Genomic DNA, 26,436 nt, shown 5'->3' on the forward strand with positions numbered 1-26,436 from the left:
TGGTCGCGCTCAGACGATCACGTAGAAGGGGGCGTGGTCCATGACGTGCATCTTGCCTCGCCACGCGGTGACGGTCCCGCCCTGGGACTTGTTCTCGTTGACCTTCACCCAGGTGATCTCCCGCTGGCCGGCGGGAAGGTGCGTGCCGCCTCCGGAGGCGGCGGCGATCTTGGCAGCCACGCCCTTGCCCGCGCGCGTGGTCCGCGCCTTGGAGACGTGGAACTTCTCCGACCAGTTTGCGGAGTTCGCCTTCAGGGTCATCTGGTGCTTGACGTCGAAGTCGACGGTGCCTTCGATGACGGGGCGCCCATTGATGACCTTGATGACGTCAACGTGGATGGTGACCCACTCGCACTCGCTGAACCGGTTGATCGTGATCTTGTTGATCGTGCAGGTGGCGTTGGATGCCGGGTCGGCTGCAACTTCGTTCACCTGGGACCGGGCCGAGCCGATGGCGACACGCAGCTGTCCGGCACTGGGCTGATCAGCCACAGCTGACGGAGCTGCAGCAGTCCCCAGCAGTACCACCGCCACCGCCCCCGTTGTGAGCAGCGCTCTGAGTTTCAAGTCGTACCCCCTGCGTTGAACGCAGCCGACGGGGCCAGAGCAGTCAACTCCATTGCTCCCGCGTCGCGTTGGCGGCATAGAAGCACGCACGACACGCAGGCTGCATCTCGTTTTGTTCGGATTCGTCTCCGGGTGATCGGCCTGCCTACGTACACCCCCGTCGTGACGGTGCACCGGGTGACCCTGTTGTTCCCACTGACGTCCATGGACGAGGACTTCGCCACCCAGATGGCCACCATCCGGCTCACCGTTGAGGCCGAGGCGCTGTCCCAGCCGAGCACCACGGCCGCTCGCCGGGCACCCAGCCCGTCACCCCCGGCCTCGGCTGCGGCTGCCATCACCGCCTGGTAGTCCACCGACAGGTCTTTGACCCCGGCCGCGTTCTGGCGATGCGGCACCGCACGGCGCGGGCCCACCGGCTTCCTCGGCGACGGGCCAACGACCGTCTCGGTCGGCTGTTCCTCCTCGGCGAGCGCTTCCAGATACTGCTCGAGGCCGATGGTCCGAAGCTTGAGAACCTCCTCGGCATCCACCAAGTCCGCCCGCAATTGCTCCAGTTCGGCTTCAAGCTCCTCCACCCGCACGGCAGCAGCCTTTCGCCGTGTTTCCAGGACCGCCCGCATCGACGGCATCCGCCACCCCCACGCCGACTCGATCAGCAACGAGTCGAGACTCCCGCCACAGCCGCGATCTCATGCCTGGCCAGCGGAATCCGCACACGGCATTCGGAAAGCGAACGACCTCTTAACGACCACCTATGGAATGGCAGCGCGGTCCGGGCCGCCGCCGCTACTTCAGCGGGCGCCGGGCGGCCAGTGCCGTCAAGGCAGCCAAGAGCGTCAGGCACAGCCAGGCGAAGGTGTCGCCGATGCGGTCGTAGAGCGTGGTGGTGCCGCGGGTCGGGATGTAGGCGACCATGGTCTGGCGGCCGCCGGAGGTGAAGTAGTCCGCCGTGGCGAGGACGTGGCCCTGGTTGTCGTAGGCGGCGGAGACGCCCTCCGCGTCCTGGCGGACCAAGGCGTAGCCGGACTCGACGGCGCGCAGGGCCGCCTTGGCGGTGTGCGGGGCGCCGAACTCGCGCCAGTCGTGGGAGGGGACGAGCATGATGTCGGCGCGGACCCGCATCATGGCGGGGAAGTCCGCGTCGTAGCAGATGACGTTCGCCAGCCGACCGTATGGGGTCTTCACGACGGGGACGCGGCCGTCGCCTGGCGTGTACTTCTCGGAGCCCGGGATGGGGTGGGCCTTCTGGTAGGTCCACAGCACCTTGCCGTGCGGGTCGATGAGGATCGCCTCGTTGCGGCCGTACGCGGGTGCGGTGGCGGTGTGGACGCGGACGCCGATCTCCAGGTAGACGCCCGAGCGGCGGGCCTCGGCCTGTGCGGCGGCCACGGTGGCGGCCTCGTGCGACTCCTGGGTGCGGACGGCCTCCTCGGGCCAGACGACGATCTTCGCCCCGGCGGCGGCCTCGCGCCGGGTGGCGGTCAGCAGGTCGTCCTCGACGGCCGTCATCGCGGGCTGCACCTGTGCGGCGGGGGCGGTGGCGACGCCGGCCGGGGTGTCGGCGTACCGGCTCAGTACCGTCTTGAGGTGCTGCGTCACGGCCGAGGTGGGGCTCACGCCCGCGATGCGTACGGTCAGGCTCGTGGGCGGGGTGAGCGCGAGCCGGGCGCCGCCGGCGGCGAGGACGAGGGCTGGCAGGAGGGCTGCGCACAGCAGACCGGCGCGCCACGAAGGACGTTCCCAGCGTTCCCAGATTCCGTTGACGGCGGCGGCGACGTAACCGATCAGGAACCCGATCCCCCACGGGCCTGTCAGCGAGACGAGTTGGAGGAGGGGCAGGTCGCCGTGCTGGGTGACGGCCAGGGAGCCGTAGGCCGTGCCGAACGGGGAGACTACGGTGATCAGGTACTCGGTGGCCGCCACACCGGCGGGGAAGGCCAGGGTGGCGAGCACGGGGCGCAGGCGGCTCGCCAGGAGCCGGTCGGCCAGATACGGCAGCGTCTGCAGGGCGGCGAGCGCGGTGGCGCCCGCGACGACCACGGAGTTGAAGCCGATCTTCGACTCCTGTACCCAGAAGACGGCCGCGGCGGCATGCGCCGCCCAGAGCCACAGCGGTCCTGACCAGGCGCGGTCAAGTCGTGCGAACCGCAGCAGGAGCACGGGGTAGAGCCAGGCCGCCGCCGCGATGTCCCACCGGCCGCCCACCGCGAACAGCATCGTCCCCGCGCCGAGGACCAGCAGGCCGTACTGCCGTAGCAGGTGATTCTTCAGTATCGGGTGATTCTTCACAGGGGACGACGCTAGGGAAAGGAGGTGTCGTCGCGCCTCGGCCGGTGTGGCGAACTCCGGTCGCGGGCGCGGAACTTTCGGTGCCCGACCGGAGGATGATCCGCCGCGCTCCCGGGTCGTCTAGCCTGACCGACCAAGATGGTAACTGACTTGAAGGCCGCGCCACGAGCCGCGCGGCGCTGGATCGCCTGCCGACCGCGGGCGGCGGACGCCGCGCTCGGCGGTGGGCTGACGTTGTTCGACGTGGCCACCGTGGTACACCGCGCCCCGGAACCCGCCGCCTGGGGCGTTGTCCTGTGGGGGGCGCAGACCGTGCCCCTGCTGTGGCGGCGGACGCACCCTTGCCTCGCGCTGGCGGCGATGACCGTAATGTACGCGGCCTTCCAGGCGACCTCCCCGATCGCCGGGAAGGTGCCGGGCCCGTTCCTGCTCATGCTCGGCGTGTACGCCCTGGCCGGACACGTCCGTGCCCGCGTGAGCCTGCCGGGGGCGGTGCTGTGCCTCGTCTCGGCGCTCACCGCCGATGCCCTCACCGGGCACTGGCGGCAGCCGCCGAGCCTCGGTTCGCTGGAGCCGATCAGCGCTACGACGTTCGTCTTCTTCCTCGGTCTGGCCTGGACGTTGGGGTACGGCAGACGCAGGATCGGGGCTGACGCCGACCGGCTGCGCGATCTCAACCGGCGGCTGGCCGCCGAGCAGGAGCGCAACGCCCGCCAGGCGGTGGTCGCCGAACGCGCCCGTATCGCCCGTGACCTGCACGACGTGGTGGCTCACCATGTGAGCGCCATCGCCGTGCAGGCGCGGGCCGCCGAGGACGTCCTGGCCGCCGGGCCGCTCCCTGACACGGCGGTGGTGGAGGGCGTCGGACTCATCGCGCGGAGCGCCGACACCGCGCTCGTCGAGATGCGGCGATTGCTCGGGTTGCTGTCCTTCCGTGACCAGCGGCTCGCCCCGGAACCGTCCCTCGACCACCTTGGCCCGCTCCTGGACACGGCCACGGCGGCGGGCTGCCGGGTGACGAGCCGGGTGGAGCCGGGGGCGGAGAGCGCGCCGTCCCCGGGGATGCGGGTGTCGGCCTACCGGATCGTCCAGGAGGCGCTGACGAACGTCGTCAAGCACGCCGGTCCCGTGGGCGTACGCGTCACCGTGCGCGGTGACGCCTCGCGGCTCACCGTCGAGGTGGTGAACGGTCCGGCTGCCCCGGGCCACCAGCCCGTCCCCGGCAGCGGGCGTGGGCTGGTGGGCATGCGCGAACGCGTGGCGGCGTTCGACGGCGAGCTGACGGCCGGGGTGTGCGAGGGCGGGGGCTGGCGGCTGTACGCCGTCCTGCGGGCGCGGGCGCCGCGAGCCGCAGAGGTGGCCGTATGACGGTACGGGTGCTCGTGGCCGACGACCAGGAGATGGTACGGACTGCGCTGCGGCTGGTCATCGACCGCCGCGAGGGGCTGATGGTCGTCGGCGAGGCGGGCGACGGGGAGCAGGCGGTCGCCCGGGCGGCCGAACTGCGGCCCGACGTCGTGCTGATGGACATCCGCATGCCCGGCACGACCGGTGTCGAGGCCACCCGGCGCATCACCGGTTGCTGGCCCGGGCCGGGACCGGCGCCGCGGGTCCTGGTCCTCACCACGTTTGACCTGGACGAGTACGTGCATGCCGCGCTGCGGGCGGGCGCCGCCGGGTTCCTGCTGAAGAACAGCCCGCCCGACCGGCTGGCCGAGGCTGTACGCGCGGTCGCGGCCGGGGAGGCCGTGCTCGCCCCGGACGTCACCCGCCGCCTGATCGACACCGTCACCGCCCTGCCCGCCGGACTGCTGCCCGGGCCTCCCCCGGCCGCCCGGCCGGACCGGACCGAGCTGTCGCGCCTGCTGACCGCCCGCGAACTGGAGGTTCTGGTACTGGTCGGGCGCGGCCTGTCCAACGCACGGATCGCCGCCGCCCTGGGCGTGAGCGAGGCCACCGTGAAGAGCCGCGTCAACCGCATCCTCACCCGCCTCGGCCTGGAGAACCGGGTGCAGGCGGCGCTACTCGTTCACGGGGACGGCCAGGCTCCGCTCGTCGGCCGGGACGGTGAGTGATCAATCTGTGTGGAACAGCCGCCTCTCCGGCTCGATGTAGTTGCTCAGGAAGTGGTCAACGGTCAACGGCAAACCCTGGCCACAAGCACCCCGACCACCCATGCGACTGCGAGTGGGAAGGCACCTGGCGCATGGTCTGGGCGCCGCCCAACGAGCCGGGTGCTGTCCCGATCACCGCGATGCGGCACCCGGCCGCCCCGGCGGCCGCCTCCGGCATTCCCAACCCCGACGAAGGCGCCCCCGCTACCTGGGCAGCCTGACACGCATCGCTGAGAACGGCGAAGGCCCGTACTCCCTGCGCCACGCGGGGGGTACGGGCCTCATTGCGTTGAGGGCCAGGCCGGTTGCTGCCCAAGTTCAAGCAGCAGCACCTGGTACTCCTCGGGATGCTGCTCGCGGAGGATCTTCATCCACACTCGCGCGCCCTGGACGAAGTGCTCGGTGGCCTTCAGATGGTCAGAGGTTTCCGCACCCGCGCGCCGCTGGGCGTCCAGGAGGTGGACGTCGTCGATGAGGACGAGCTGAGTGCCCAGCTCGCACAGCAGGTCGCATACGGCGCCGGTGATCTGGGTCTTGTTGAGGCGGTCGGTGATGGGCATGCCGAGGAACCGGGCGAATTCGCTGACGAGCATCTTCGGGGTGGCGGCTGGCGGCACGCTGATGAACAGCACCGGCCTTCTGCCGTCCTGGCCGGGGTGCTGGCGGACGTCGGCCAGCTGGAAGGACCGCCCGAGCGCCATCATCGTGGTGGTCTTCCCCGTCGCGGCCGGCCCGGAAATGATCAGACCGCGGCGGGCGCCGGCCTGCTGGCGGCGGTTGACCAACAGCAGCCGCCGTACGGCGGTGAAGACGCTGTCCATGGCCGGGGTGCGCATGACGGCGAGCTCGGTGTGGTAGTCCTCGCGGTCCGTCCGGGCCCAGGCGGGGTCGTCGGCGTCGCGCGCCGGCGTCGGCGCCCGGTGGACGAAGGCGTCCCAGCCTTGCCGTACGGTCGCAGGGGCCAGCGGGGCGAACCCGACGGCCTCGTGGGAGATCGGGCTCACCATCGCAGGGATTCCTCGAAGGGGTCGTAGACCGTCACCTCGGGACGCCTCGGTGCAGGCACGCCGGCTTCCTGTACCGCGCCGGCGGGGGAGTCGCCCGGTGGTGCGGGTTCAGCCGCACTCAGGGCGCCGTCGTTGGTCAGGGGCTCCTCGTCGCCCTGGCCGTCGCCGAACACCTCATCATCCTCGGGCTCATCGGCTTCCGCCTCCGGCTGCCGGCCGTACAAAATCCCCCACACCGCACCATCGGTCGCGGCGGTGCGGGCGCGGGCGGCGACGACCTTTTCCCGGCGGGTGCCATGCCCGGCAGCGGCGCGTTCCAGCAGCTCGCGCAGGGCGCGCTCGTCCAGCATGTGCTCCAGAACCTTCTGCTGAGCCTCGAGGAAGGTCTCCAGCTCGGGGCAGCGTTGCTCTGGCCCGCCCCTGTGGTCAGTTGTTGGGGCAGGGGACGCCGATCTTGCCGCCCGTGCGCCGGTACGGCCTGCGAACACGAGCATGAGGAGTTCGTGCTCGACCGCGGGGAGTGGGGAATGCGCGCCCGTGTCGTCGGGGTGGCGCAGCAGAGCGATCCGGGCCAGCCGGTGGAAGAGATCGCGGTTGCGGTCCTCGGGGCCGAGCACCTGTACGGTGATCCGCGCACCGGCGGTGGTCTCGGCGCCGTAGCGGACCCCCTCCCCGGAGCACCGATCGGGTGGCGGCGGCTCCCGCAGCACGGCAAGCGGGATCCCGCACGCGACGAGTGCGTCGGCGACCGCCTGTGGGGCCGGCCGGTCCGGCGGGCCTCCGGCCAGCAGCAGCACGATGATCCGGCCACACCTCCCATGGCGAGCGCGGCGACTGTCTCCAGCGGCAAGATGCCGGCGACCGCGACACTCAGCCCGGCGCACACGACGGTCAGCGTCCATCACGTCCGCCGCAGACGCGCCTCCAGCCAAGGCCCCGCCGCGACGACCGCCGCCGCGCAGGCGGCCAGGTACGCTTCCGACGGCCAGCCGGCATGCAGCAGCGCGCCCCGCCCCACCAGCACCCGCGGCCACAGGTCCGGTCTGCTGGGCGTCAGGGCCAGTTGCGTAACGGACCATGAAAGCAGCGCGCCCAGCGCCGCTGCCGGCACGATCCGCAGGATCGCGTCACCCCGCCGCCGGGCGGTCAGCACGCCGAAGGCCACTACCGGCGCGACGATGGCGACTACCTGCACCGCTCCGACGACACCGTCGCGCAGTCCCGGCGGCAGCGCGGTCGGCGCGTCGAGCAGCCCCTGCTGCATCCTGCGGGCGGATGCGTGCGCCGCGACGGCCGGCAGCACCGTCACCACCAGCACGACACCGGACACCAGCAGCCGCGACAGATCGGCCGTCCGGCGCACGTGGCGCGGCGGCAGGGCATCGATCAGCGGCGTCACCGCGACCTGATCTCGTTCTGCGGCGACAGAGAGCGGGATGATGCCAGGACGTTCACTCACAGCCGGTCGCCCAGGCGGATCCGGCCTTGGTCATGTCGGCTCCTCGTCGGCGGGCCGAAGCCCGGGGCGGTGCTCTGCCGAGCACCGCCTCTTCATCCGACCAACTGATGCGGGCAGACGCGTTCGCTCTTCCGTCATTCGAGCGCGTCCCAGACCGATGCGCAAACCCAGCGCGACCCGGAGGGCGGTCCTGGGGCCGGGGAGGATCGATCAGAAAAACCCGGGCTCCGACCGCAGGGGCTCGGGCAGCGATCCGGAACCGGCCCGCTTTCCCTCCTCCCGAACGCGGATTCACGGTCAGACAGGCCCGCCGAGCGCCGCTCACCGGCCGTGACGCGCTCTCGGTCACGGTGCGTACCGCCATGCCGCGTGCGTCGGCTGGGCGCATATCATTGCCGACAGCAGGACTGGGGCGATCACACCCGCAGCTGGTGCCCTCGCCCTCCACCGGCCCACGGTCCGGCGACCGTACATGCGGTCACCGTCACCATGACGCTTCCTCCGACGGTTACTGGCCTCATGGCCCATCAGCGTGCGGTCCGGCCTGGGTATCCGCTTCCCGGCCCTTACGATCGCCGCTTGGCCTCCACCGATTCCGCACCATGCGTGCGTCGCAGCCGGAGTTGCTGCTCAGGACGTGACCATCGCCAGCCGCCATAGGGGTAGGCGGACAGAGCCCGCGGATGCCTCCACCGTCTGCACGGCTCGCCCCGAGGTGGCCGTGTAGGGACAGGGCGGCGCCGGTCGCCGACTTGCCGCTGCCGTGGCAGAGGGGGGTGGCGCAGTGGCGAGAGCGCAGGACATCAGGGCTCACCGGGCGAGGAGTTCACCTCGTTTCCGTTGACCAAGGCTGGGCACCCAGTGCCCATGGCGTCGCGTCCGGTTCCGGTGCGCACCATCCTCGCCACCATCGGCCTGGTGCTCGCCACCTACGTCGTCCTCGAGCTGGTGGTGCATGCTCGCCGGGTCTTGGTCTGGGCGGTCATCGCGTTGCTGTTGGCCGTTTCCCTGCATCCCGTGGTCGAGGCGCTGCAGCGACGGCTGCCGCGATGCCGGCGGTCGGTGGCGGCCTTGCTGGTCTTCTTGGCCGCTGCCGTGGCCGTCGGCGCAGTGGTCGCACTGTTCGTCATCCCCCTGGCTCAGGAGGGAAGCAGGCTCGCCGGTCGGCTGCCCGCCATGATCAGGGACGCCCAGGCGGGCCGCGGGCCGGTCGGTAGCCTGCTGGTGCGGACGCACGCACTCCAGTACGCGCAGCGCCATCAGGCACAGATCCGCGCGTTCGCCACCGGACTGAGTACGCCCGCCTTGAGGTTCGTTCGCGGTGCCGCGGCCACGGCGACAGGCGCTCTCACCGTTTTCGTCCTGGCCTATCTGATGGTCCTGGAGGGCCCCAGGGCCATAGACCGGTCCCTGGCCCTGATGGACACGGCGCCCGCGGCCCGCATACGCCGCGTCGGAGCCGCGTGCGCCCGTACCGTCAACGGCTACCTGACCGGAAACCTGCTGATCAGCTTGATCTGCGGGCTTCTGACCTACGTCGTGCTGCTCGTTCTCGGAGTGCCCTTCGCCGGCCTGCTGGCCGTCTTCGTCGCCGTGACCGACCTCATTCCCCTGGTGGGGGCCACCATAGGGGCTGTCGTCGCCTCCGCGGTGGCGTTCGTCCACTCCTTGCCGGCCGGCATCGGAGCCATCGTCTTCTTCGTCGTCTATCAGCAGGCGGAGAACCACCTACTGCAACCGCTCATCCTGTCTCGGACGGTGAAACTCAACCCCCTCACCGTGCTGCTGGCCATCCTGATCGCGGCCGAGGTCGGCGGGATCCTGGGTGCCTTGCTGGCCATTCCGGTCACCGGCGTGCTCCAGGTCGTCCTCGGGGACCTGTGGGCCCACCGCGGGGGTCGGCTGCGTCGGTCGCCGATGAGCGCGGACGACAACCCGGAGAATGCCGACGGGCCCGGCGACCGCGAATGACCGCCCTGTCACACTCAGCCGCCGGGAGCGACACCCCCGTCCATAGCGCGAGCGCCTTCAGTGCGTCGACATGGATGTCGCCGGTATCCACGCGACGGTGAACCTACACGCCGCCCCATTTCTGATCACTGAATCACTCTTGAGGCGCTTGACGATCGCGCTAGTGGGCGCCCCCTGTCTGCACGCCGTCTACGACCCGGTCACCCGACGGTGCACGATGGCGAGTGCCGGGCATCCTCCGCCCCTGATCGTCGGCCCGCGAGGCGGGGGCGCCGTCCCCGACCCGCCCCCCGGAGCTCCGCTTGGCCTCGGCCTGGTGCTCGTGACGTCCGTGGAATCGATCGGCCCGTTCAAGAGGGCCGGCTGGGACGTCGACTAGCGCGGCTGGCCTCGGCAAGAAATCGAACTGCGGGCGCAGCGCAGGCGGCCGATTACAGGGCAGGTTCATGCTCACGTCAGCGAACTGGTCGCCAACGCCGTCCGCACGGCGACGGCCCCAGCCGACTGCGGTCATCCGGCACCGGGTGCTGACATGTGAGGTCTCCGACGGCTTCACCGGCCGGCCGCGCCCCGGTCATCCCCCTGCGCTCGTTGAGCACGGCCGGGACCTCCGCCTGGTCGCACAGCTCTCGCGAAGGCGCGAGGCCCACCCGAGGTCCGCCCTGAAGGGATCTCTGGTTTGCGGCCGGCGGTGACGCTGCCATCTTGCTTCAGACGGGCGGGGTGGCCGAGGAGGGAGCCGTACTCGAACCGGCACTCCCGAAGTTGCAGCAGCTCGGTGAGTTGCCGCTTGACGTGATCGACCACTGCGTCGGCGAATCTGCTGGTCTGGGCGAGTCGGGCGGTGTCGTGGACACGGGCCAGGCAGTCGGCATCCGTGACGACGAGCGCCTCAAGCCGCCGGGCGCGAGTGGCCAGCTGCGACACGGCCAGGCCCACCGCCAGCAGCAGGACGGCCGTGGTGATGTCCGCACCGCGTTTGATGCTGAAGCTTTGGTACGGACGGGTGAGGAAGAAGTCGAACCACGCGGCCGACGACAGGGCCGCAACGGGCCCGCGAGAGCCCTGCGCCCCGTCCGGGGCCCGGCGCGGAAACCTCCACGGTGTTCACCGGGCGATCGCCGCCCTCGGACACGCCGGCCCACCGCCCAAGCCCATCCACGCCGTGATGCCCGATCTCGAAGGAGTTCCCGAGCCCTGGGCCGCGATGGTGGAGCGCTGGCATGAGACCTCGACGCTCGGGCCGAAGGTCAGAGGCGGGTTCCGGTCCATCGTGGCCAAGACAGGCCGGTGGCTGGCCGCCGAGCACCCCGAGATCGTCGAACCCGCCCAGTGGACCCGCGAGACCTGCGCCTGCGCGGTCTGGGTCGCGGCGCTGGACCGGATGACCGTCGGCGAGCACGTGCAGCGCCGGGCGGGACTCGACAAGCGCGGCGGCAAACCGCTGTCCCTTCGCACAAAGGCCGGCTACCTCACCGCGACCAGGACGTTCTTCAGGGACTGCCAGGAATGGGAGTGGTTCCCCCGCCGTCCTGTTTCTCGGTGTGCTTGTGGTCACCGAGCGCCGAACGACCGGGCGCTGGTGCAGGTGGTCCTGCCGCTGGCGTCGGCTCTACCGTCCCGGGCCGGCGGAGGCGCCGGCGCGAGCTGCCGTCAGGGCGTCGGGCACGGCGAAGACCCCGCCAAAGCGGGGTCTTCACTGTGCGGTCAGCCGCAGTGACCGTGGCACGGGTGTCAGGTCACGTCGACGTAGTCGCCGGAGGAGTTGCTGGCACCGGTGGTGGTGTTGCCGCTGTACCTCCAGCGCCAGGTGCCGTCCTGGGAGGCTGTCACGGTGGTCTTCAGGTAGCCGGTACTGCTGGCGGTGACCGTCTTGAGCGTGGAGTAGCTGCTGGAACCGGCGGGCTTGAACTGCAGTTTCACCAGTCGGTCACCGTAGTTGTCGTAGCGGTGCCGGCTCCAGTTGGCGCGCTGCACGGTGCCGGTGACGGTGATCTGCTTGCCTTTGGCGACGGGTTCGGGGGACGCGTTCGCGTTCTGGATACGCGAGGCACGCTGGAGGCGGACCGTCGCGGAGAGCAGGTCGGTGTCGTAACCGCCGTTCTTCTTGATGCCTGTTCCGAGGGTCTTCCACGCCGCGGCGTCACTGTTGACGAGATGGTTGCCGTTACCGCCCGGCATGCCGTCCGGGTCGATGGTCATCGTCTCGTCGCAGTCGCGGAAGGTGTAGCCCCCCGCGGAGGATGTCTTGCAGCTCCACCGAGTCGTGGAGACCGCAAGCAGGTACCTGGTGGACCCGTTGGTGCGGTAGGCCTCGACCCACCAGTCGTCGAGCGACACGTTGCTCTTGACCGTGTAGGTCAAAGGGGCCTCGACCTCGGCACTGAGGCCGACGACGATGGGCTTGCCGTTGTTGAGGACGACGTTCGAGAACGAGATGTCGCCTTCAGCCGCGTGTGCCGCCGGCGCCGTGAGCCCCACGCCCACCAGCGCCGTACCCCCGGCCACCGCCGCGGCCGCTACCCGCCGCACGATCGCCGGAATTCTCCGCTGCACAACAGCAGACTTTGCAGTGATCAATCCCCACCCCTGAGTCCAGTATCTGATCGGCGGATCGACTGCCGCCGCCGGAACTCTAGATCATCCAGGGGCGGACATGCTCGGCTAGATGTATTGCCCTGTGAGGTTGGGGACGCGGCTGGCGGGTGGTTGCCCTTTGAGCGCGGTGTGGCAGCGGTGGTTGTTGTAGGTGTGCAGGAAGTCTGCCAGGGCGTCGGTGCGTTCGGTGTTACTGGTGTAGGGCCGCAGGTAGGCCCCTTCGTCGAGCAGGGTGCGGTTGAAGCGTGTGATCCCGGCCCTCCACCGGGTCTCACCCCGCCTGGTCGGTGTCCTTGTGCGCGCCCCAGCCGTGCCAGCGCTCGACCTCGACCCAGGCGCTGAACCGGGTGCGCCCCCGGTCCGGGTAGGGCCGTCCGGTGTAGTGCGTGGAGAGGCGGTCGATGTCGGCCAGGCCCTTGTCCTCGTGTATGTCGGTCACCCGGCCGATGAGGGTGACGTGCGTGTACCAGTCGTCCCGGTCGAGGACGGTGAGGGACACCCGCGGGTCGCGGCGCAGGTGCTCCAGGCGGACCCGGCCCTCGTCCATGTTCAGGAGGACGCGGCCGTCCTCCCAGAGGTACCAGGTGGGTGTGGTCACCGGGGCGCCGTCCTTGCGCAGGGTGGCTACCACGCACGGGTTGGGGTGACGCAGCATCTCTTCGGCCGCGGGCGGCAGCGGGGGCTTGGACATGGGGTTCCCTTCCTGTCTTCCTGTCGTTGGCCGCCGAGTTCCCTGAACGGGGTGCGGCGCACCTCGCCGGAGCCATCGGGCCACGTCCCGCGGCCGACTACAGCTCGAATTCCAGGTCGATCGGGTCGGTGAGTTCGACTTCGAGGCCGTGGGCGCGGTGGCCGTTGTCGCGGAAGTAGACCGTTCCACGCCGTAGTCCCGCACGTAGTCGAGGACCTCGTCGGCATCCCACTCGATCCTGTTCAACAGCCGATGGGGGATCTGCCGCAGGAGCTGGGCTTCGGCTCGGGAATACCTGCTGGCGATGGCCGGCCGCCTGGAACGAGGTCGGCGGCTGGGACCAGCTGTACGTGCTGCCGCTGAGGGAACCGCGGTCGAATCAGCTGAATCGGTCGCGGGCGAATGATCGGTTCCGGGCGGAGGTTGGGACCTGGGCGTTCAGGCCGTACCGCTTGCGCTTCCCGCGACGGTCCGTGATCGCAGCGTCGGCTACGCAGACCTTTCCGTTCCGTCGATGCCGTCACTGGCCTCGACGGGGTCGGGTGCCTGCCGTGGTGAACGCCCTGACGCTTGCGCGTCGTGTGCTGCGGCGAGTGGGCCCAGATGTTGTGCCGCGCTGTCCAGCAGTGCGAGGTCGGCCTTGGTGTGTGCGATGGCGGCGTCGATCAGGACCGCAACCAGTGGCTCGCCGCTGTGGGCCCGGCGCTGTTGTGCCAGGCCGGCGAGTTCGGACAGGTAGGTCTGCCGCTGCGACTCGATCAGTTTGTCGAGGGTCTGCGGCCCCAGGGCGACGGCACCGAGGAGCTTCAGGAACAGCTCATCGCGGAAGCCGCCGACTCGCACCCAGGCAGTGGTGGCCCAGTCACGCAACTCGCTCTCGCCGGCTTCGGTGAGGGTGTACAGGTTCTTGTCGGGCCGGTCGGTCTGTGCGACCTGTGAGCGTGAGACGTAGCCGTCACGGACCAGGCGTTCGAGGATCTGGTAGAGGTGACCGATGTTGAGGCCGCCCCATTGCGGGCCGATGGTCTCCTCGAAGCGCGTCTTGAGTTCGTATCCGTGGTTTGGTCGCTCGGTCAGCAGCGCGAGCACGGCGTGGTGGAGTGGCATATACCTCCCTTCTGTGTTGTGACACGATACCCCTACATTGCAACAATGTATGAGGGCGAGGCTGTATCGATGGCTGTGAGCGTGGCGTTGCGCGGGGTGAGCCGCCGGTATCCGCGGCTCGTCGCCCTGGACGGGGTGGACTTCGAGGTTCCCGCCGGCGAGGTGGTGATGCTGACCGGGCCTTCCGGTGCCGGCAAGTCCACCGTGCTGCATGTGGCAGGTGGTATGGATCAGCCCGACGAGGGGCACGTCGAGATCGACGGGACAAAATTGCTGCCCCGGGATCTGGACGGTCACCGGCGGCGCATCGGCTTCGTCTTCCAGCGCTTCCACCTGCTGCCCGCGCTGACTGCGCTGGACAACGTGCTCGCACCCGTCCTGCCGCGCAGGGTGGGCTTCGACCGGCGAGTGCGTGGCATGGAGCTCCTCGAAGCGGTCGGCTTGGGCCGGCGGGCCGACGCCCTTCCCTCGCAGTTGTCGGGTGGCCAGCAGCAACGCATCGCGATCGCACGTGCATTGGTCAACCGGCCGGGACTGCTGCTGGCCGACGAGCCGACAGGCAACCTGGACAGCATCATCGGGCGGGAGATCATCGACCTGCTGATGTCGCTGCGCGAGCGGTACGGGATGACGATGCTGATCGCCACCCATGACGCGGAAGTCGCCTCCAACGGCGACCGGGTGGTGCGGTTGCAGGACGGCAGGATCACCTCTGACCAGCGGCTCACGCCCTCCAGGGACGTGCTGGACCGGCTGGGGGGCCTGCGCCCGTGATAACGATGATTCTCGGCCAGCTCCGGCGGCGGCGCGGGCGCGCGCTAGCCCTGGCCGCCGGAATCCTGGTGGCGGCGACCAGCTTTACCCTGCTGACCGCCACGGTGAGCACGAGTAGGGCGACGACGGTGGGCGAGGTACGCCGGAACGCACGGTCCGCCTACGACGTCCTGGTGCGTCCGCCTGGCTCCCAGACAGCCGTGGAGCGGCAGAGCGGACGGGTCGCGCCGAACTTCCTGTCCGGTACGTTCGGCGGCATCACCATGGATCAGTACCGACGTATCCGCGACATGGCCGGAGTGGACGTGGCCGCGCCGGTCGCCAACATCGGCTATCTCGTGGTGGGAAGCTCCGTCACCGTGGATGTGTCCCGCTTTTTGGACAGCGGCGCGTCCCGGCAGATCCTGCGACTCAGCCCCACGCTCACCGCTGGACTGGGTGTTCAGCGCATGGCCGATCAGTATGTCTACCTCACCCGCAGGCCTTTGACGTCGGCAGAGAGTTCGGACGGCCTCTTCAGATCCGACACGCTGGAAGAGGGCACGACGCACAAGAGCACGCGTCAGTACCAGTTGAAGGGCAAGTATGACGTCTGCTTCTATTTCAACCGGGACAAGACCGAGAAGGCGCGTTTCAACATTGACCTGCCCATGAAGCCGAACCTCATAGCCGAAGACCGCAGTGGCAATTCCGCGTTCGACCGGGACCTGCACTCGATGATGAACTGCCAGTCCGGGCAGGACAAGGCCACCATCGACGTCTGGACGGGCTACCCGGTGCTGCTGTCCGCCGTCGATCCGGTCGCAGAGGACCGTCTGGTGGGCCTGGGCGACGCGGTCACCTCGGGCAGAATGCTCACCGCGAAGGACAAACCGTGGGTGCCTTCCTCGAGGAGCGTCCACGGGCAGCGCGACTCCTACATCCCGGCGTTGCTCAGCAGCAACCCGCTGACCGCCGGGACGCTCAGCGCCACTGTCGAGCGACTCGATATCGGTGATCAGGCCGAGCTGCCCTCCAAGCTGGGCAACCCGACCGCTCACAGTTTTGTGAGCGGCCTGCACGGCACCCCCGTAGGCCAGGTTCGCGCCGACCTGAGCCAGGGTTACCGGAAGACGCTGGGCGAGGACTCGTTCAACACCGACGTCTACTGGACGGTCGGCCCGGTCACCTACCGCAAGACGCCGGGCGGTGAACTCGTCGCAAAAACGCAGCCGCCGCAGAAGCCCAGCCTGTGGGTGACCAACTCGTCCGAGCAGCCCTTCCCCTTCGTTCCCGAGGAAAACCAGGGCGAGCAGTATCGTAAAGTGACCAAACATGCCGCCACAGACTGCATCGGGAGGGGCTTCTGCGACGGCGTCGACTCAGGGCGTCTGCCCAATCCCTTCGTCCACCTGGTCGGCCGCTACGACGCCGGGAAGCTGTCCGGCTTCGCACCGCTCTCCGAGGCCCCCCTGGAGACCTACCAGCCACCCCAGGTCACCGGGGCGGACGGAGCCACCCGCAAAGCACTTAAGGATCAACCCCTGCGTCCCGACCGGAACTTGGGCGGCTACCTCAGCCCGCCGCCCACCATGCTGACGACGATGGACTCCATCACCGCGCTCACCAAGAGCCGCCGGATCCCGAGCCTGCAGGACACAGCGCCGGTCAGCGCGATCAGGATCCGCGTGGCCGGGGTGAGCGGCGTCGACACCGCGTCCCGCGCGCGGGTGAACGCTGTGGCCGGGAGGATTCAGGCCGCCTACCCGGGCCTCCAGGTCGACGTCACCGTCGGCAGTTCGCCCGCCCCGCAGACGGTGGCGCTGAGTGCCTCGGCACAGGTGACGGAGCGCTGGGTCGCCAAGGGTGTGGCACTGCGCATCCTCAGAGCGGTGGACACCAAGAGCGCCGTGCTCTTCGTGCTCGTTCTCGTCGTGTGCGCGCTGTTCCTCGGGCAGGCGGCGCTGGCCTCGGTACGCTCGCGCCGCACCGAGATCGGCACCTTGCGCTGTCTGGGCTGGAGCAGTGGCGAGGTCCTTCGCCTCGTTCTCGGCGAACTGGCGGTGATCGGCCTCGCCGCGGGGGCTGCGGGCACGGTGGTGGCCTATGCGCTGGGCCGGGTGCTTGGGCAGCCCGACACCGGAGCCAAGTCACTCCTTGTATTGCCGGTGGCGTTCCTCCTGGCCACGGCCGCAGGCATGGTTCCCGCCTGGCTCGCCACCCGGCTCGGGCCGATGGAAGCAGCGCGGTCCGCGGTGACGGCGGTCCATCGCACACGCCCGGTCCGTTCGGTGGCCGGACTGGCCGTGCTCAACCTCCTGCGGGTGAGGGGGCGCACGTTGCTCGGCGCGGCCGGGCTGGCACTGGGAACGGCCGGCTTCACGATGCTTCTCGCTATGACGCTGGCCTTCCGGGGCGAGGTGGCCGGATCGCTGCTCGGCAACGCCGTGGTGGCGCAGGCGCGCGTGGCCGACTACCTCAGCGTCGCCCTGTCCTTGTTGCTGGGCGCGGCCGGCGCCATCGACGTCCTGGTCATTTCACAGCGCGAGCGAGCTGCCGATCTCGCGGTCCTGCGGGCAACTGGCTGGACCAACCGCGAACTGGCGATGCTGACCCTCTATGAGGGAATCGGACTGGCCCTGCTGGGCGGACTGGCCGGCGCGGTAGCCGGACTGGCTGGAGTGCTGTCGCTGGGACAAGGCGTCCTGCACGGACACCTTCTCGCGGTAACCGGCGCCGCACTCCTGGCCACCCTGACGGCGACCATCCTGGTGAGCGCGGCTTTGATGGTGCCGATCCGGGCCCTGTCCCGGCTCGCCCCCGTTCGCCTGCTCGCCGCCGACTGAATCAGGGGTGGCGGGGATCGCGTGCTCGCCGGTGACGAGCAAGGCGCGGATCGGGCGACGAGCCATGTGGTGGTGTCCGGTCTCTCAGAAGAGCAGGTCGTGAATGGGTGCGTAGACGGTGGCGGTGGTTACGGCTGCTTCGATCCGGGCGCGGCTGTCGGGGTCCTCCTCCACACCGGCCCGCTCGGTGAGGGCGGCCACGGTGCGGCGGTCCGTCGCCCAGCATGTGGCCAGCAGCTGAGCCGCCGCCACCCGCACCTCAGGGTCGAGGGGTTGGTGAAGCTCTTCCAGCAGGTACTCGAAGCAGCTCTCGGACGTATCCTCGAGTACGCGACGGCGCAGCGTGGCCCCAGAGGGGGGACACGGGCCGGCGTGGATGGCCAGAACGACCCGAGACATCGCCGAGCGGCCGGCCCAAGGGCGTGATGTGCCCGCACCACGGGGTGGCGGACGCCCGGCAAGGGCTCACCTGGAGGTCGACACCGGGCCTGTCCACAGCGCGGCGGCACTCCAGCGCTCGGCCGGACCTGCTGGACGCCCCAAAGGTCGCCCAGTCAGCGGTCTCATCGCGGCGGTCTCGGCGGCACCTTCGCGCCACTGGTACCGTCGCGGTGTACTAAAGCCAGGCCGGTCACCGCGACACTCGGGACGCCGCCAGCAGTAACGGCGCCGCCTGAACAGCACATCCGGCCCACCTGATGGACAGCTTTGCACGATCACAAGCCAGGGCCCAGACACCAGCCAAGAGCGGTAGCGGATAACCGGTCTGGGGTAGGCCGCCGAGACAGGGTGACCAGGTGCCGTGGCTCGAGGGCAGCAGCCCGCCGTCATGCACCGCGAGTGGGGCGCGGAACGTTGTTCTCCAGACACGCTGCCGCGGGCGCGTCAAAGCAGGCCTGCGATGTCGATGGAAGACGGTCGGCGGGCGAATGCCCGTGTCGGCCGGTCCGGTGGAGGGCGTGACCGGTCCTGAGCGTGCGTACCCCGGATATCGTCCGCGCGTCCCATGTACCGTCAAGCCACCCGCCGATCCTCGCGGTCATCCCCGCAGGCACGAGCTGCGTGCCACCGGTTCGGAGTTGGCTTTTGTCGATGTCGCCATCGGAACAGGAGCACGTCCATGCGTCTCTACGCCCAAAGCCCAGCGCGTCGGGGTCGTCAGCTGATCGCGGATCTGATCGCTCTGCTCCTGATCGCGAGCACGGTGAAGTTCGCCCTGGTCGTCCGTGACGCGATCCTGGCGTTGGCCGAGCCCGGGCGGAAAGCCGGGAGCGCGGGCGACAGTCTTGCCTCCAGTCTCGACGATGCGGGCAACGCGGCCTCCAAGGTCCCGTTCGTCGGTGACTCGTTGAAGAAGCCGCTCGAGTCCGCGGCCGAGGCTGGCACGAGTCTCTCCGCTGCCGGACAGTCGTTGCAGGACACCGTGGGCCATGTCGCCACGCTCACGACGATCGCCCTGATCGTCCTTCCGACCGCCGTGATCCTGGTGTTGTGGCTCGTTCCACGGCTGCGGTGGATCCGGCGGAGCGCCACCACTCGTCGCCTTTTCGATGCTCCCGGTGGCGCCGACCTCCTCGCGCTGCGTGCGCTCACCGGACCGCAGCGGCCGTTGGTCGCGCTTGCCACGCCGCCGGGCGGCCTGGCCGACGCCTGGCGTCGCGGGGACCCTGACGTCATCGCCGACCTGTCGACGCTGACGTTGCGACGCGCGGGTCTTCGACCCTGACGGGGGGCGGCGAGCAAGAGGCGGAGCCGGTCGCACCTGTGCACCTGGTCCCTGGAACATCATCCAGGACGCCGTCGGGACTCGGTCGGCGTCACCGGCCAGAACGTCTCCTGCGCGGCCGCCAGGCACGCTCCTACCTCGCCGACGTCGCCCACGCTCTGCACGCCCGCGGCTGGACCACCCCCGACGCCCCGCCGGCCGTCCAGCACCCTGCCGATGACGAGTGCGTCGCTGCGCTCATCCTGTACTGCCCCGAAGCGCCGGCCGCGCCTGTGGTGTGGTCGGAGCGCCACGGTGGCGCACTTCGACCTCCCGCCGCCACCCTCTCGGCCGCAGCGCAGGGCCATGCTTCGGTGGTGTACGCCCCGAAGGGTGTGGCCGAGCCGAAGGTGCCTATGGCCGCCCGGCGCCCGGCGGCCGGCGGTCAGCGCGCGGCTCGGACTCGGGCGGCGCGCCGGGCGGGCGTTTGAGGCGGTCTCAGCGGATCCGGTTGTAGACCAGGGCCGTCTCGCCCAGTTCACCGACCTCGTGGTGGGTCAGCTTCCAGCGGGAGTCGGGCAGGCCGTCCTCGAACAGGCGCTGTCCGCCGCCGAGGACCTCGGGAATGACGATCAGGTACAGCCGGTCCAGCAGGACCGCCGACAGCAGGGCCCTGATGACGCTGGCGCTGCTGTTGACGAGGATCTCCCCCTCGCAGGTGATCCTGAGGTCGGCGATGACGTCCGCGGCGGGGGCGTCGACCAAGCGGGTGCGTTCCCACGGGGCCTCGGTCAGGGTGGTCGACAAGACCACCTTCTCCGTGTGAACGAGCCACTTGGCGTAGCCGCGGTCCCGCGGATCGGCCTTCTCGCTGTCCGCGACGGACGGCCAGAAGCCCAGGAAACCTTCGGCGTTGACCCGGCCGAGCACGGCCGTCGTCGCGTTCTCCCAGATGCGGGTGAGCTGGTCCCGCGCCCCCTCGGTGGTCGCGTACGGTACGAACGCGCCGAAGTCGGCGGCTCTGCCGGGGCTGTTGTAGCGCCCGTCGAGGCTGAGGACCAGGTTCGTGGTCACCTTGCGCGCGGCGGGGGTGGCCGGGGCGGCGGAGTCGGTCATGTCGTGCTCCTTCTGCTGGTGCTGTCGGTGTCCCGGGGGCCGGCGGTGAGGGCCGCCGCGAGCTTGTCCAGGCTCTGGCCGAAACCGATCTCGATGCCCGCGACGAAGTCCGCGGAGTCGACGGTGCTGTCGGTGAGCTGCCATGGACGTCGAGGTCCGTGCCGGTGTCGGTCGGCGCAGGGCGAAGTCGACGTGGGCGGTGAAGGCGTGGCTCCCGTTCGGGAGCACCGGGGAGATCCGGTAGGTGAGGCGCCCGCCGGGACGCGCGTCCTCCACGACCCCCTCGGCGCGTCCGGCGGCCGGGCCGGACCCGTCGGTGTCCTCGGCGTCGCGGTACTCCTGGACGATCCGCCCGCCTGGCCGCGCCTCTAAAAACTCCTAATAGAATGAGATGAAGGATGGCCTCAGGTCGGGCGAGGATCGCTCGGTACTCGCCGACGAAAGGCTGGCCCTAATACTCCAGTGCGACTTCGTGAGCTATCCGGTTGAGGGATCGGCGAGGCGTCGCCGACAGTGGCTGCGGCAGGCTGTGGCCTGGCGGTGTCTGCGCCAGTTCGACCAGTGCGTCGGCCTGTGCGGAGACGTGGTCGGTGGGGTCGGCAAGGCACTGAGCAGGCGGTGGATCGGCCGACCCGTACGATCATCCGTCATGAATTGACCCGCCGTCCCGACCGCACCTGCCGCCGCCAGTCCGACGGGCTGACCCCGCGCGCCCGCTTGAACGCCACGCTGAACGCGAACGCGTCCTCGTACCCCACCTCGCGCGCCACCGCGGCGACGGTCTCCTCCGTGTCGCGCAACAGATCCGCCGCCAAGGCCATCCGCCAGCCGGTGAGGTATGTGAGCGGCGGCTCGCCGACCGCGCCGGTGAAGCGCGCGGCGAAGGTGGCCCGTGACTGGCCGACCCGCGTGGCCAGTTCGGCGACCGTCCACCGGCGCGCTGGCTCCTCGTGCAGCAGGCGCAGAGCCTCGCCAACGGCCGGGGTGGCCAGCGCGCCATACCAGGAGGAGGGTTGGGCCTGTGGCCGGGCGCACCAGGCGCGCAGCGCGAGTGCCAGTAGGAGGTCCAGCAGCCGGTTCAGGACGGCGTCCTGGCCGGGCTCGTCGTGGGCTACCTCGGCGGCGAGCAGGTCCAGCGCCGCCCGGGTGCGTGGCCCGGCGGGCACGACGGCCAGCGGCGGGAGCATGTCCAGCAGGCGCTCGCCCACATCGCCGCGGAGTTCGTAGGCTCCCCGGAGCAGGGTGGTGGCGCCGGGCAGTCCGTCGCCGTACGTGCGGGGTGCCAGGTTCTGCCGGGCTGCCGTCCCGCTGTCGATGACATGCTTCCTTCCGCCGCGGATCACCACCTGCGGCGGGGTGTCCGGGGCGTCGGCGATCGTGTACCGGTTGGTGCCGCTGATCAGGGCGATGTCCCCAGCGGCCAACCGCACCGGCGCGGCCTGGCGGTCGTCGTCGAGCCGGACTGACGCGTGGCCGCCGAGGGTGGCCACGACCGTGAGCGGAGGGGCGTCGGCGAAGGTCATCGACCATGGTGGCCGCTGGATCAGCTGCCGGATCTGCGCGTTCCTGGCCCGGGCCCGGTGCAGCAGATCGCTCAGGACATCCATGCCAGCCACGCTAGACGATTACAAAGGTATCGGCGACGTTCTCCCATGGATCGTCTGCCTCCACCGGGGTTGTCTGGAGGGCATGAAGACCATCCTCGTTCTCGGCGGCACCGGCACGACCGGCCGCCGCATCGCCCGCCGCCTGACGGCCAAGGGCCAGCCGGTCCGCACGGCGTCCCGCACCGGCGGCGACGCCCACTTTGACCTGGACAACCCGGCGACCTGGGCGCCCGCCCTCGACGGCGCCGCCGCCGTCTACCTCGTGGAGCCCAACCTGCAGCCCGGCGTGGACCGGCAGGCGCGCATCCCGCGCCTGGTAGCCGACGCGGTCGCCGCAGGCGTGCGGCGGCTGGTGCTGCTCTCCGCCCACGGCGTCGGCAGGGCCGACGACGGCCACCCGCTCAAGGCCGCCGAACAGGCCGTCCGCGACTCCGGCGTCGACTGGACCATTCTGCAACCCGACTGGTTCGCGCAGAACTTCAGCGAATCCTTCTGGCTGCCGGGCGTCCTGGCCGGAACACTCGCCCTGCCCACCGGCGACGGGCGCACGCCGTTTGTCGACGCCGAGGACATCGCCGAGGTCGCCGCCTCGGCGCTGACCGAGGACCGCCACAGCGGACAGACCTACCAGCTGACCGGGCCGCGGGCGATCGGCTTCGGCGAGGCGGCTGACCTGATCGCCGCCGCCACCGGCCGGACGGTCCGTCACCTCGACGTCGATCCCGACGTCTTCGTGGACCGCATGGTCGCCGAAGGCGTGCCCGCCGACGTCGCTCGGCTGCTCACCGGCCTGCTCGTGGATATCCGCGATGGTCGGGGCGCAGGCGTCTCCGACGGCGTGGAGCGGGCGCTCGGCCGGCCGCCCAGGTCGTTCAAGGAATTCGTTGCCGAGGCCGCCGCCGCAGGCCGCTGGAGCTGACCCCGCCACCGGCCGCGGGGCTCGCCCGGCGGCCGGTGGCGACGCAAGTACTCCGGTGTGGATTCGCGATCTTGCGTCGGACCCTGGAGCGAACGGGAACGGCCACCGCGTGATGATCAAGGATTGTGTGGACTCCTGAAGATCGCGCGGTGGCCGCAGGTCACAGCATAGATGCCGCCCGCTGGCGGGCGATGTTCGACCAAGCCATGGCCCGGATTGCGGGCCGGTTCCGGCGGGTGGAGCCGCGTGCCGCGGCCCGCGCCTTCGTACTCGGCCTACTGTCCGGCGTCGAGCGGAAGAACTGCTGGCGGCTGGCCGAACAGGCCGGCCACGCCCGCCCCGGGCCGATGCAGCGTCTGCTGCGAAGTGCCCGCTGGGACGCCGACGCGGTCCGTGACGACGTGCGCGCCTACGCTTTCGAGCACCTGCGAGGCGACGACGGCGTGCTGATCGCAGACGAGACGGGATTCCTGAAGAAGGGCACCGCCTCGGCGGGCGTGCAGCGGCAATACACCGGCACGGCGGGCCGGATCGAGAACAGCCAGGTCGGCGTGTTCCTCGCCTACGCCTCCAGCAAGGGACGGGCACTGATCGACCGTAGGTGTCGGCGTACACGTGAATGTCCCCAGCCTCGTACGAATGAAAAGGGACAGTTGCTGATGCGGTGAGACCTGCTGCTCGGCACTCTGCTGCTTGGTCGATATGGGCGGCGGAGGGGGCTGGCAGTGGTCTTGGATCCGCAGCGTTGGTTGGAGCTCCGGCGCTTTCGCGGTTTGCTGGAGTCCGGGGCGATGAGCCTGTCGGAGATCGCCAGGGAGACCGGGCTGGACCGCAAGACGGTCCGCAAGTACCTGTCGGCGCCTGGGCCGGCAACGCCTCCGCGGCGGTCTGCGAGTGGGCGGTCGCGGGCGAGGGTGATCGACGAGTTCGGGCCGTTGATCGACTCGATGCTCCGGGCCGAGGTCCTGATGAAGGCCGCGGTCATCCACGGGCGGCTGGTCCAGGAGTACGGGGTTCACCGGGAACTATCAGCGGGTCAAGCTCTACGTTCAGACGGCTCGGCCCAGGATCGCCGAGGAACTCGGGATCACGCCCAAGGAACTGGCGGGGATGCACCGCAGGTTCGAGGTGATCCCGGGGGCCCAGGCCCAGGTCGACTGGGGTGACGAGGGAAAGATCCTCGCTCACATGGGCATCCCAAAGGTCTACTCCTTCCACATGACGCTCTCGTACTCGCGCGACCCGTTCTGCTGCTTCACCACGAGCCAGGACCTGCAGACCTTCTTCGACTGCCACCGCCGAGCCTTCGCCCACTTCGGTGGTGTCCCGATGACGATCGTCTACGACCGGACCAAGACCGTCGTCCGCCGCCATGTGGCTCCTGGTGAGGCGGTCCCGCTGCACCCGGAAGCGGTCGGCTTCGCCGGTCACTACGACTTCGACATCGACGTCCTGGCCGCCTACCGGCCGCAGGGCAAGGGCCGGGTCGAGCGGCAGGTCCTGATTGTCCGCGATCACGTTCTGTCCGGCCGCTCGTTCTCCTCCGTCGAGGAGATGGACGCCGCGTTCGCCGCATGGGTGCCGCTGCGGCGGGCCCAGATCCACAAAACGCACCGTGAGGTCATCGCGGAGCGGGCGGCGAGGGACCACGCGGCCCTCAAGCCGCTGCCGTCGGTCCCGTATCTGGTGGCCGAGCGGCAGCTGCGGCACGTCGGCAAGGACTGCCTGGTCGCCTTCGACGGGAACCTCTACTCCGTGCCGGCCCGGCGAGTCCGTGCTCGTCAGCTGGTCGAGATCCGGGCGACGAAGTCCCAGGTCATGCTGCATGGCACCCTCGCCGACATCCATGGCAGCACACTGCTGGCCGCCCATCCCCGGGCGATCGGCCGCGGTGCCCGTGTCGTCGATGAGACACACTGGGACGGCCTGCCCACCGGCAAGAACCGCCGGACCACCACCGGCGACATCCCCATCCAGCCTCGGCAAGAGCGGCCGCGGGGCGAGGAGACCGGCCCGTTGCAGGCACTGCTGAACAGGGCCGCGGCCACTCGGATCGAGGTCGGGCGCCGGCCGTTGTCGGTCTATGACGAGCTGACCGGCACCCGTCCCTTCACCACCCATCGAGCGACGAAGGAATCGTCTTGAGCGAGCTGACCGGCAACCGCATCCGCATCACGGCCGGCAAGCTCGGCCTGCCCCACCTCGCGGAAACCATCAACGAGTTCACCCGCCGGGCCGACGAAGCAAAGATGGGCTACCTCGACTTCCTTGACCTGGTCCTCTCCGAGGAACTGGCCGTCCGCGACGACCGCCGCTTCCGCCAGGGGCTGCGGCTCTCCCGGCTGCCACACCACAAGACGCTTGATGAGTACGACTTCTCGTTCCAACCCGACCTCGACCCGCGCAAGGTCAAGGACCTGGCCACCCTCTCGTTCGTCGAGGCCAAGGCGAACGCCGCCCTCCTGGGTCCGCCCGGGGTGGGCAAGACGCATATCGCTGTCGCTCTGGCCGTCGCGGCCTGCCGGGCCGGCTACTCGGTCTACTTCACCAGCCTCGACGACATGGTCCGCAACCTCAAAGCCGCCGAAGCAGCCGGGCGCCTGGCCAACAAGCTCGGCACCTACCTGCGACCGGGCGTCCTCGTCGTCGACGAGGTGGGCTACGAGATCCTCGAGCGCGGAGAAGCGAACCTGGTCTTCCAAGTCATTTCAAAGCGGTATGAAAAGGGCTCGATCATCCTGACCTCGAACAAGACCTTCAGCGAATGGGGACAGGTGTTCGGCGACGAGGTCCTCGCCACCGCCATCCTCGACCGGCTCCTGCATCACTGCGACGTGATCTCCATCAACGGCCCCAGCTACCGCCTCAAGAACCGGCTCAAAGCCATTGAGCGGGACACCGACGTGGCCTGAAGGAACTGCCCGATCGCGTCATCGCACGACGTGAATCCCGGGTAGTGACCGGCGCCAATCCCCTTGCAGGCTGACCAGCAGGTCGCGCGCGAGGGTCCGAACCTGACGCCACCCTGCGTCGGCGGCCAGCGCTTCCCTTGACCAACGCTCGGCGTTCTCTCTGCCGCTCATCTCGCACAGCACCGCGTCAATCAGCTGCAGCTTGCCCAAGGCTTCCGCATCCAGGAACTCTTCCTGCTGGAGGTCGGCCATCAGGCGAAAGGCGTCATCGAATTCCAGGGCCAGTTCGTCGGTCACAACCTTGTGCTTGTCGATCCAAGCGAGTTGATCGGCCGAGTCCGCACCAAGAACCGCAAGTGCTTCGATCATGCGCTGCCAGCGGAAAGAAGCCCCGGGAAAACCCACCCGCACATCCTCGCACGCCCACGATCCGAGCCACCGAACTGGGGACGTTCATCTGTACCGAGCTGGGGCTTTCCACTCGTACGTCGACACGCCGGGCCGGCATCGACGACGAGGTCGCCTTCGAGACGAAGGTGGCCATGGCCAAGGCGACGGTCCGCCGCGCCATCACGGACAAGATCCCGTTCCGCTGGGTGACCGCGGATGCCGCCTACGGCTTCTCCAAGGGCTGGCGCTCGGAGCTGGAGCGGGCGGACGTCTTCCACGTCATGGCCACCACCCGGCACGACACCGTGGTCACCCGGTGGGCGATCAACCATCCTGTCCACGATCTGTTCCACGGTCTTGCCCGGCAGAAATGGAAGCGCCG

24 protein-coding genes and 5 pseudogenes are annotated in these 26,436 nt (G+C 69.8%); 14 read left to right on the top strand and 15 right to left on the bottom strand.

Features of this window, described 5'->3' with window-relative positions; genetic code table 11:
• Nucleotides 1–9: 9 nt before the first annotated feature.
• From ABVB68_RS30590 to ABVB68_RS30600, 3 genes and pseudogenes are all read right to left on the bottom strand, one after another.
• On the bottom strand, nucleotides 10–432 hold the full coding sequence (locus ABVB68_RS30590; protein WP_353604424.1) for a hypothetical protein: 423 nt from the start codon (nucleotides 430–432) through the stop codon (nucleotides 10–12).
• A 380-nt stretch (nucleotides 433–812) separates the two neighbouring features.
• Nucleotides 813–1,199: pseudogene (locus ABVB68_RS30595) on the bottom strand (hypothetical protein); the annotation flags it as partial.
• Nucleotides 1,200–1,356: 157 nt separating this feature from the next.
• Nucleotides 1,357–2,859: a nitrilase-related carbon-nitrogen hydrolase gene (locus tag ABVB68_RS30600; RefSeq protein WP_353604425.1), complete on the bottom strand. Its 1,503-nt coding sequence runs from the start codon at nucleotides 2,857–2,859 to the stop codon at nucleotides 1,357–1,359.
• 138 nt (nucleotides 2,860–2,997) lie between these two features.
• On the opposite strand from ABVB68_RS30600, the gene ABVB68_RS30605 reads away from it, so the two are divergent.
• Both ABVB68_RS30605 and ABVB68_RS30610 read left to right on the top strand, forming a co-directional pair.
• Nucleotides 2,998–4,227 (top strand): sensor histidine kinase, encoded by a 1,230-nt coding sequence (locus tag ABVB68_RS30605; RefSeq protein WP_503006374.1) that lies wholly within the window; start codon nucleotides 2,998–3,000, stop codon nucleotides 4,225–4,227.
• Nucleotides 4,224–4,934, top strand: a complete 711-nt coding sequence (locus ABVB68_RS30610; protein ID WP_353604427.1) for a response regulator transcription factor — start codon at nucleotides 4,224–4,226, stop codon at nucleotides 4,932–4,934. Before ABVB68_RS30605 ends, ABVB68_RS30610 begins: the two co-directional genes overlap by 4 nt.
• A gap of 320 nt (nucleotides 4,935–5,254) precedes the next feature.
• On the opposite strand, the gene ABVB68_RS30615 is transcribed toward ABVB68_RS30610, so the two are convergent.
• From ABVB68_RS30615 to ABVB68_RS30625, 3 genes are all read right to left on the bottom strand, one after another.
• Complete coding sequence (locus ABVB68_RS30615; protein ID WP_353604428.1) at nucleotides 5,255–5,980, bottom strand: ATP-binding protein; 726 nt, start codon at nucleotides 5,978–5,980, stop codon at nucleotides 5,255–5,257.
• Nucleotides 5,974–6,777, bottom strand: a complete 804-nt coding sequence (locus ABVB68_RS30620) for a hypothetical protein (protein ID WP_353604429.1) — start codon at nucleotides 6,775–6,777, stop codon at nucleotides 5,974–5,976. Before ABVB68_RS30620 ends, ABVB68_RS30615 begins: the two co-directional genes overlap by 7 nt.
• A gap of 104 nt (nucleotides 6,778–6,881) precedes the next feature.
• Entirely contained in the window at nucleotides 6,882–7,379 is a 498-nt protein-coding gene (locus ABVB68_RS30625) for a hypothetical protein (protein ID WP_353604430.1), read from the bottom strand.
• Between the two features lie 927 nt (nucleotides 7,380–8,306).
• On the opposite strand from ABVB68_RS30625, the gene ABVB68_RS30630 reads away from it, so the two are divergent.
• Both ABVB68_RS30630 and ABVB68_RS30635 read left to right on the top strand, forming a co-directional pair.
• The gene (locus ABVB68_RS30630) at nucleotides 8,307–9,410 is read left to right on the top strand and encodes an AI-2E family transporter (protein ID WP_353604431.1); all 1,104 of its coding nucleotides are present in this window, start codon (nucleotides 8,307–8,309) and stop codon (nucleotides 9,408–9,410) included.
• A 148-nt stretch (nucleotides 9,411–9,558) separates the two neighbouring features.
• On the top strand, nucleotides 9,559–9,789 hold the full coding sequence (locus tag ABVB68_RS30635; RefSeq protein ID WP_503006376.1) for a SpoIIE family protein phosphatase: 231 nt from the start codon (nucleotides 9,559–9,561) through the stop codon (nucleotides 9,787–9,789).
• Between the two features lie 173 nt (nucleotides 9,790–9,962).
• On the opposite strand, the gene ABVB68_RS30640 is transcribed toward ABVB68_RS30635, so the two are convergent.
• Nucleotides 9,963–10,451, bottom strand: coding sequence for a DUF4118 domain-containing protein (locus ABVB68_RS30640; RefSeq protein ID WP_353604446.1), 489 nt, complete (start codon nucleotides 10,449–10,451; stop codon nucleotides 9,963–9,965).
• Nucleotides 10,452–10,578: 127 nt separating this feature from the next.
• On the opposite strand from ABVB68_RS30640, the gene ABVB68_RS30645 reads away from it, so the two are divergent.
• A complete protein-coding gene (locus ABVB68_RS30645) occupies nucleotides 10,579–11,130 on the top strand; it encodes a hypothetical protein (protein ID WP_353604432.1) in 552 nt (183 codons plus the stop codon).
• A gap of 14 nt (nucleotides 11,131–11,144) precedes the next feature.
• Here ABVB68_RS30645 and ABVB68_RS30650 read toward each other — a convergent pair whose 3' ends face one another.
• The 4 genes and pseudogenes from ABVB68_RS30650 to ABVB68_RS30665 form a co-directional block, all read right to left on the bottom strand.
• The gene (locus ABVB68_RS30650; protein ID WP_353604433.1) at nucleotides 11,145–11,966 is read right to left on the bottom strand and encodes a hypothetical protein; all 822 of its coding nucleotides are present in this window, start codon (nucleotides 11,964–11,966) and stop codon (nucleotides 11,145–11,147) included.
• Nucleotides 11,967–12,074: 108 nt separating this feature from the next.
• A pseudogene (locus ABVB68_RS30655) lies at nucleotides 12,075–12,254 on the bottom strand (integrase core domain-containing protein); the annotation flags it as partial.
• Nucleotides 12,255–12,279: 25 nt separating this feature from the next.
• Nucleotides 12,280–12,699, bottom strand: a complete 420-nt coding sequence (locus ABVB68_RS30660; protein WP_353604434.1) for a PPOX class F420-dependent oxidoreductase — start codon at nucleotides 12,697–12,699, stop codon at nucleotides 12,280–12,282.
• A gap of 489 nt (nucleotides 12,700–13,188) precedes the next feature.
• On the bottom strand, nucleotides 13,189–13,806 hold the full coding sequence (locus tag ABVB68_RS30665; protein ID WP_353604435.1) for a helix-turn-helix transcriptional regulator: 618 nt from the start codon (nucleotides 13,804–13,806) through the stop codon (nucleotides 13,189–13,191).
• A gap of 45 nt (nucleotides 13,807–13,851) precedes the next feature.
• Here ABVB68_RS30665 and ABVB68_RS30670 point away from each other — a divergent pair, with 45 nt between their 5' ends.
• Nucleotides 13,852–14,580 carry an ABC transporter ATP-binding protein gene (locus ABVB68_RS30670; protein ID WP_353604436.1) on the top strand — a complete coding sequence of 243 codons (729 nt, stop codon included), beginning with the start codon at nucleotides 13,852–13,854 and terminating at the stop codon, nucleotides 14,578–14,580.
• A 5-nt stretch (nucleotides 14,581–14,585) separates the two neighbouring features.
• Nucleotides 14,586–17,405 carry an FtsX-like permease family protein gene (locus ABVB68_RS30675; protein ID WP_353604437.1) on the top strand — a complete coding sequence of 940 codons (2,820 nt, stop codon included), beginning with the start codon at nucleotides 14,586–14,588 and terminating at the stop codon, nucleotides 17,403–17,405.
• 84 nt (nucleotides 17,406–17,489) lie between these two features.
• Here the strand turns inward: ABVB68_RS30675 and ABVB68_RS30680 are convergent, their stop codons facing one another.
• On the bottom strand, nucleotides 17,490–17,657 hold the full coding sequence (locus ABVB68_RS30680) for a hypothetical protein (RefSeq protein ID WP_353604438.1): 168 nt from the start codon (nucleotides 17,655–17,657) through the stop codon (nucleotides 17,490–17,492).
• An 868-nt stretch (nucleotides 17,658–18,525) separates the two neighbouring features.
• Here ABVB68_RS30680 and ABVB68_RS30685 point away from each other — a divergent pair.
• The gene (locus ABVB68_RS30685) at nucleotides 18,526–19,131 is read left to right on the top strand and encodes a hypothetical protein (RefSeq protein WP_353604439.1); all 606 of its coding nucleotides are present in this window, start codon (nucleotides 18,526–18,528) and stop codon (nucleotides 19,129–19,131) included.
• Between the two features lie 477 nt (nucleotides 19,132–19,608).
• Here the strand turns inward: ABVB68_RS30685 and ABVB68_RS30690 are convergent, their stop codons facing one another.
• Both ABVB68_RS30690 and ABVB68_RS30700 read right to left on the bottom strand, forming a co-directional pair.
• Nucleotides 19,609–20,226 carry a dihydrofolate reductase family protein gene (locus ABVB68_RS30690; protein ID WP_353604440.1) on the bottom strand — a complete coding sequence of 206 codons (618 nt, stop codon included), beginning with the start codon at nucleotides 20,224–20,226 and terminating at the stop codon, nucleotides 19,609–19,611.
• Nucleotides 20,227–20,873: 647 nt separating this feature from the next.
• The gene (locus tag ABVB68_RS30700) at nucleotides 20,874–21,833 is read right to left on the bottom strand and encodes an AraC family transcriptional regulator (RefSeq protein WP_353604441.1); all 960 of its coding nucleotides are present in this window, start codon (nucleotides 21,831–21,833) and stop codon (nucleotides 20,874–20,876) included.
• An 82-nt stretch (nucleotides 21,834–21,915) separates the two neighbouring features.
• Between ABVB68_RS30700 and ABVB68_RS30705 the strand changes: the two genes are divergently transcribed.
• The 5 genes and pseudogenes from ABVB68_RS30705 (at nucleotide 21,916) to istB (ending at nucleotide 25,664) form a co-directional block, all read left to right on the top strand.
• Nucleotides 21,916–22,752, top strand: a complete 837-nt coding sequence (locus ABVB68_RS30705; protein WP_317447580.1) for an NAD(P)H-binding protein — start codon at nucleotides 21,916–21,918, stop codon at nucleotides 22,750–22,752.
• Nucleotides 22,753–22,958: 206 nt separating this feature from the next.
• Nucleotides 22,959–23,351: pseudogene (locus ABVB68_RS30710) on the top strand (IS701 family transposase); the annotation flags it as partial.
• A gap of 466 nt (nucleotides 23,352–23,817) precedes the next feature.
• Nucleotides 23,818–24,363, top strand: a pseudogene (locus tag ABVB68_RS37040) (DDE-type integrase/transposase/recombinase); the annotation flags it as partial.
• A 75-nt stretch (nucleotides 24,364–24,438) separates the two neighbouring features.
• Nucleotides 24,439–24,897, top strand: coding sequence for a Mu transposase domain-containing protein (locus ABVB68_RS37045; protein WP_503006377.1), 459 nt, complete (start codon nucleotides 24,439–24,441; stop codon nucleotides 24,895–24,897).
• Complete coding sequence (istB, locus tag ABVB68_RS30720) at nucleotides 24,894–25,664, top strand: IS21-like element helper ATPase IstB (protein ID WP_353604442.1); 771 nt, start codon at nucleotides 24,894–24,896, stop codon at nucleotides 25,662–25,664. The genes ABVB68_RS37045 and istB overlap by 4 nt, the downstream gene beginning before the upstream one ends.
• Nucleotides 25,665–25,682: 18 nt before the next feature.
• Here the strand turns inward: istB and ABVB68_RS30725 are convergent, their stop codons facing one another.
• Nucleotides 25,683–26,033 (bottom strand): hypothetical protein, encoded by a 351-nt coding sequence (locus ABVB68_RS30725; protein WP_353604443.1) that lies wholly within the window; start codon nucleotides 26,031–26,033, stop codon nucleotides 25,683–25,685.
• Nucleotides 26,034–26,146: 113 nt separating this feature from the next.
• Here ABVB68_RS30725 and ABVB68_RS30730 point away from each other — a divergent pair.
• A pseudogene (locus ABVB68_RS30730) lies at nucleotides 26,147–26,436 on the top strand (transposase); the annotation flags it as partial.

It is taken from the genome of Streptomyces sp. NPDC096012, assembly GCF_040426375.1.
Lineage (GTDB): Bacteria > Actinomycetota > Actinomycetes > Streptomycetales > Streptomycetaceae > Streptomyces.

Bases quoted from the DNA above. Each gene is read 5' to 3' on its own strand.
- ABVB68_RS30675 (WP_353604437.1), top strand. From the start codon at position 14,586: ATGATTCTCGGCCAGCTCCGGCGGCGGCGCGGGCGCGCGCTAGCCCTG.
- ABVB68_RS30690 (WP_353604440.1), bottom strand. From the start codon at position 20,226: ATGACCGACTCCGCCGCCCCGGCCACCCCCGCCGCGCGCAAGGTGACC.
- ABVB68_RS30700 (WP_353604441.1), bottom strand. From the start codon at position 21,833: ATGGATGTCCTGAGCGATCTGCTGCACCGGGCCCGGGCCAGGAACGCG.
- ABVB68_RS30645 (WP_353604432.1), top strand. From the start codon at position 10,579: ATGCCCGATCTCGAAGGAGTTCCCGAGCCCTGGGCCGCGATGGTGGAG.
- ABVB68_RS30660 (WP_353604434.1), bottom strand. From the start codon at position 12,699: ATGTCCAAGCCCCCGCTGCCGCCCGCGGCCGAAGAGATGCTGCGTCAC.
- ABVB68_RS30605 (WP_503006374.1), top strand. From the start codon at position 2,998: ATGGTAACTGACTTGAAGGCCGCGCCACGAGCCGCGCGGCGCTGGATC.
- ABVB68_RS30685 (WP_353604439.1), top strand. From the start codon at position 18,526: ATGCGTCTCTACGCCCAAAGCCCAGCGCGTCGGGGTCGTCAGCTGATC.
- ABVB68_RS30615 (WP_353604428.1), bottom strand. From the start codon at position 5,980: ATGGTGAGCCCGATCTCCCACGAGGCCGTCGGGTTCGCCCCGCTGGCC.
- ABVB68_RS30665 (WP_353604435.1), bottom strand. From the start codon at position 13,806: ATGCCACTCCACCACGCCGTGCTCGCGCTGCTGACCGAGCGACCAAAC.
- ABVB68_RS30670 (WP_353604436.1), top strand. From the start codon at position 13,852: ATGTATGAGGGCGAGGCTGTATCGATGGCTGTGAGCGTGGCGTTGCGC.
- ABVB68_RS30610 (WP_353604427.1), top strand. From the start codon at position 4,224: ATGACGGTACGGGTGCTCGTGGCCGACGACCAGGAGATGGTACGGACT.
- ABVB68_RS30725 (WP_353604443.1), bottom strand. From the start codon at position 26,033: ATGATCGAAGCACTTGCGGTTCTTGGTGCGGACTCGGCCGATCAACTC.
- ABVB68_RS30705 (WP_317447580.1), top strand. From the start codon at position 21,916: ATGAAGACCATCCTCGTTCTCGGCGGCACCGGCACGACCGGCCGCCGC.
- ABVB68_RS30630 (WP_353604431.1), top strand. From the start codon at position 8,307: ATGGCGTCGCGTCCGGTTCCGGTGCGCACCATCCTCGCCACCATCGGC.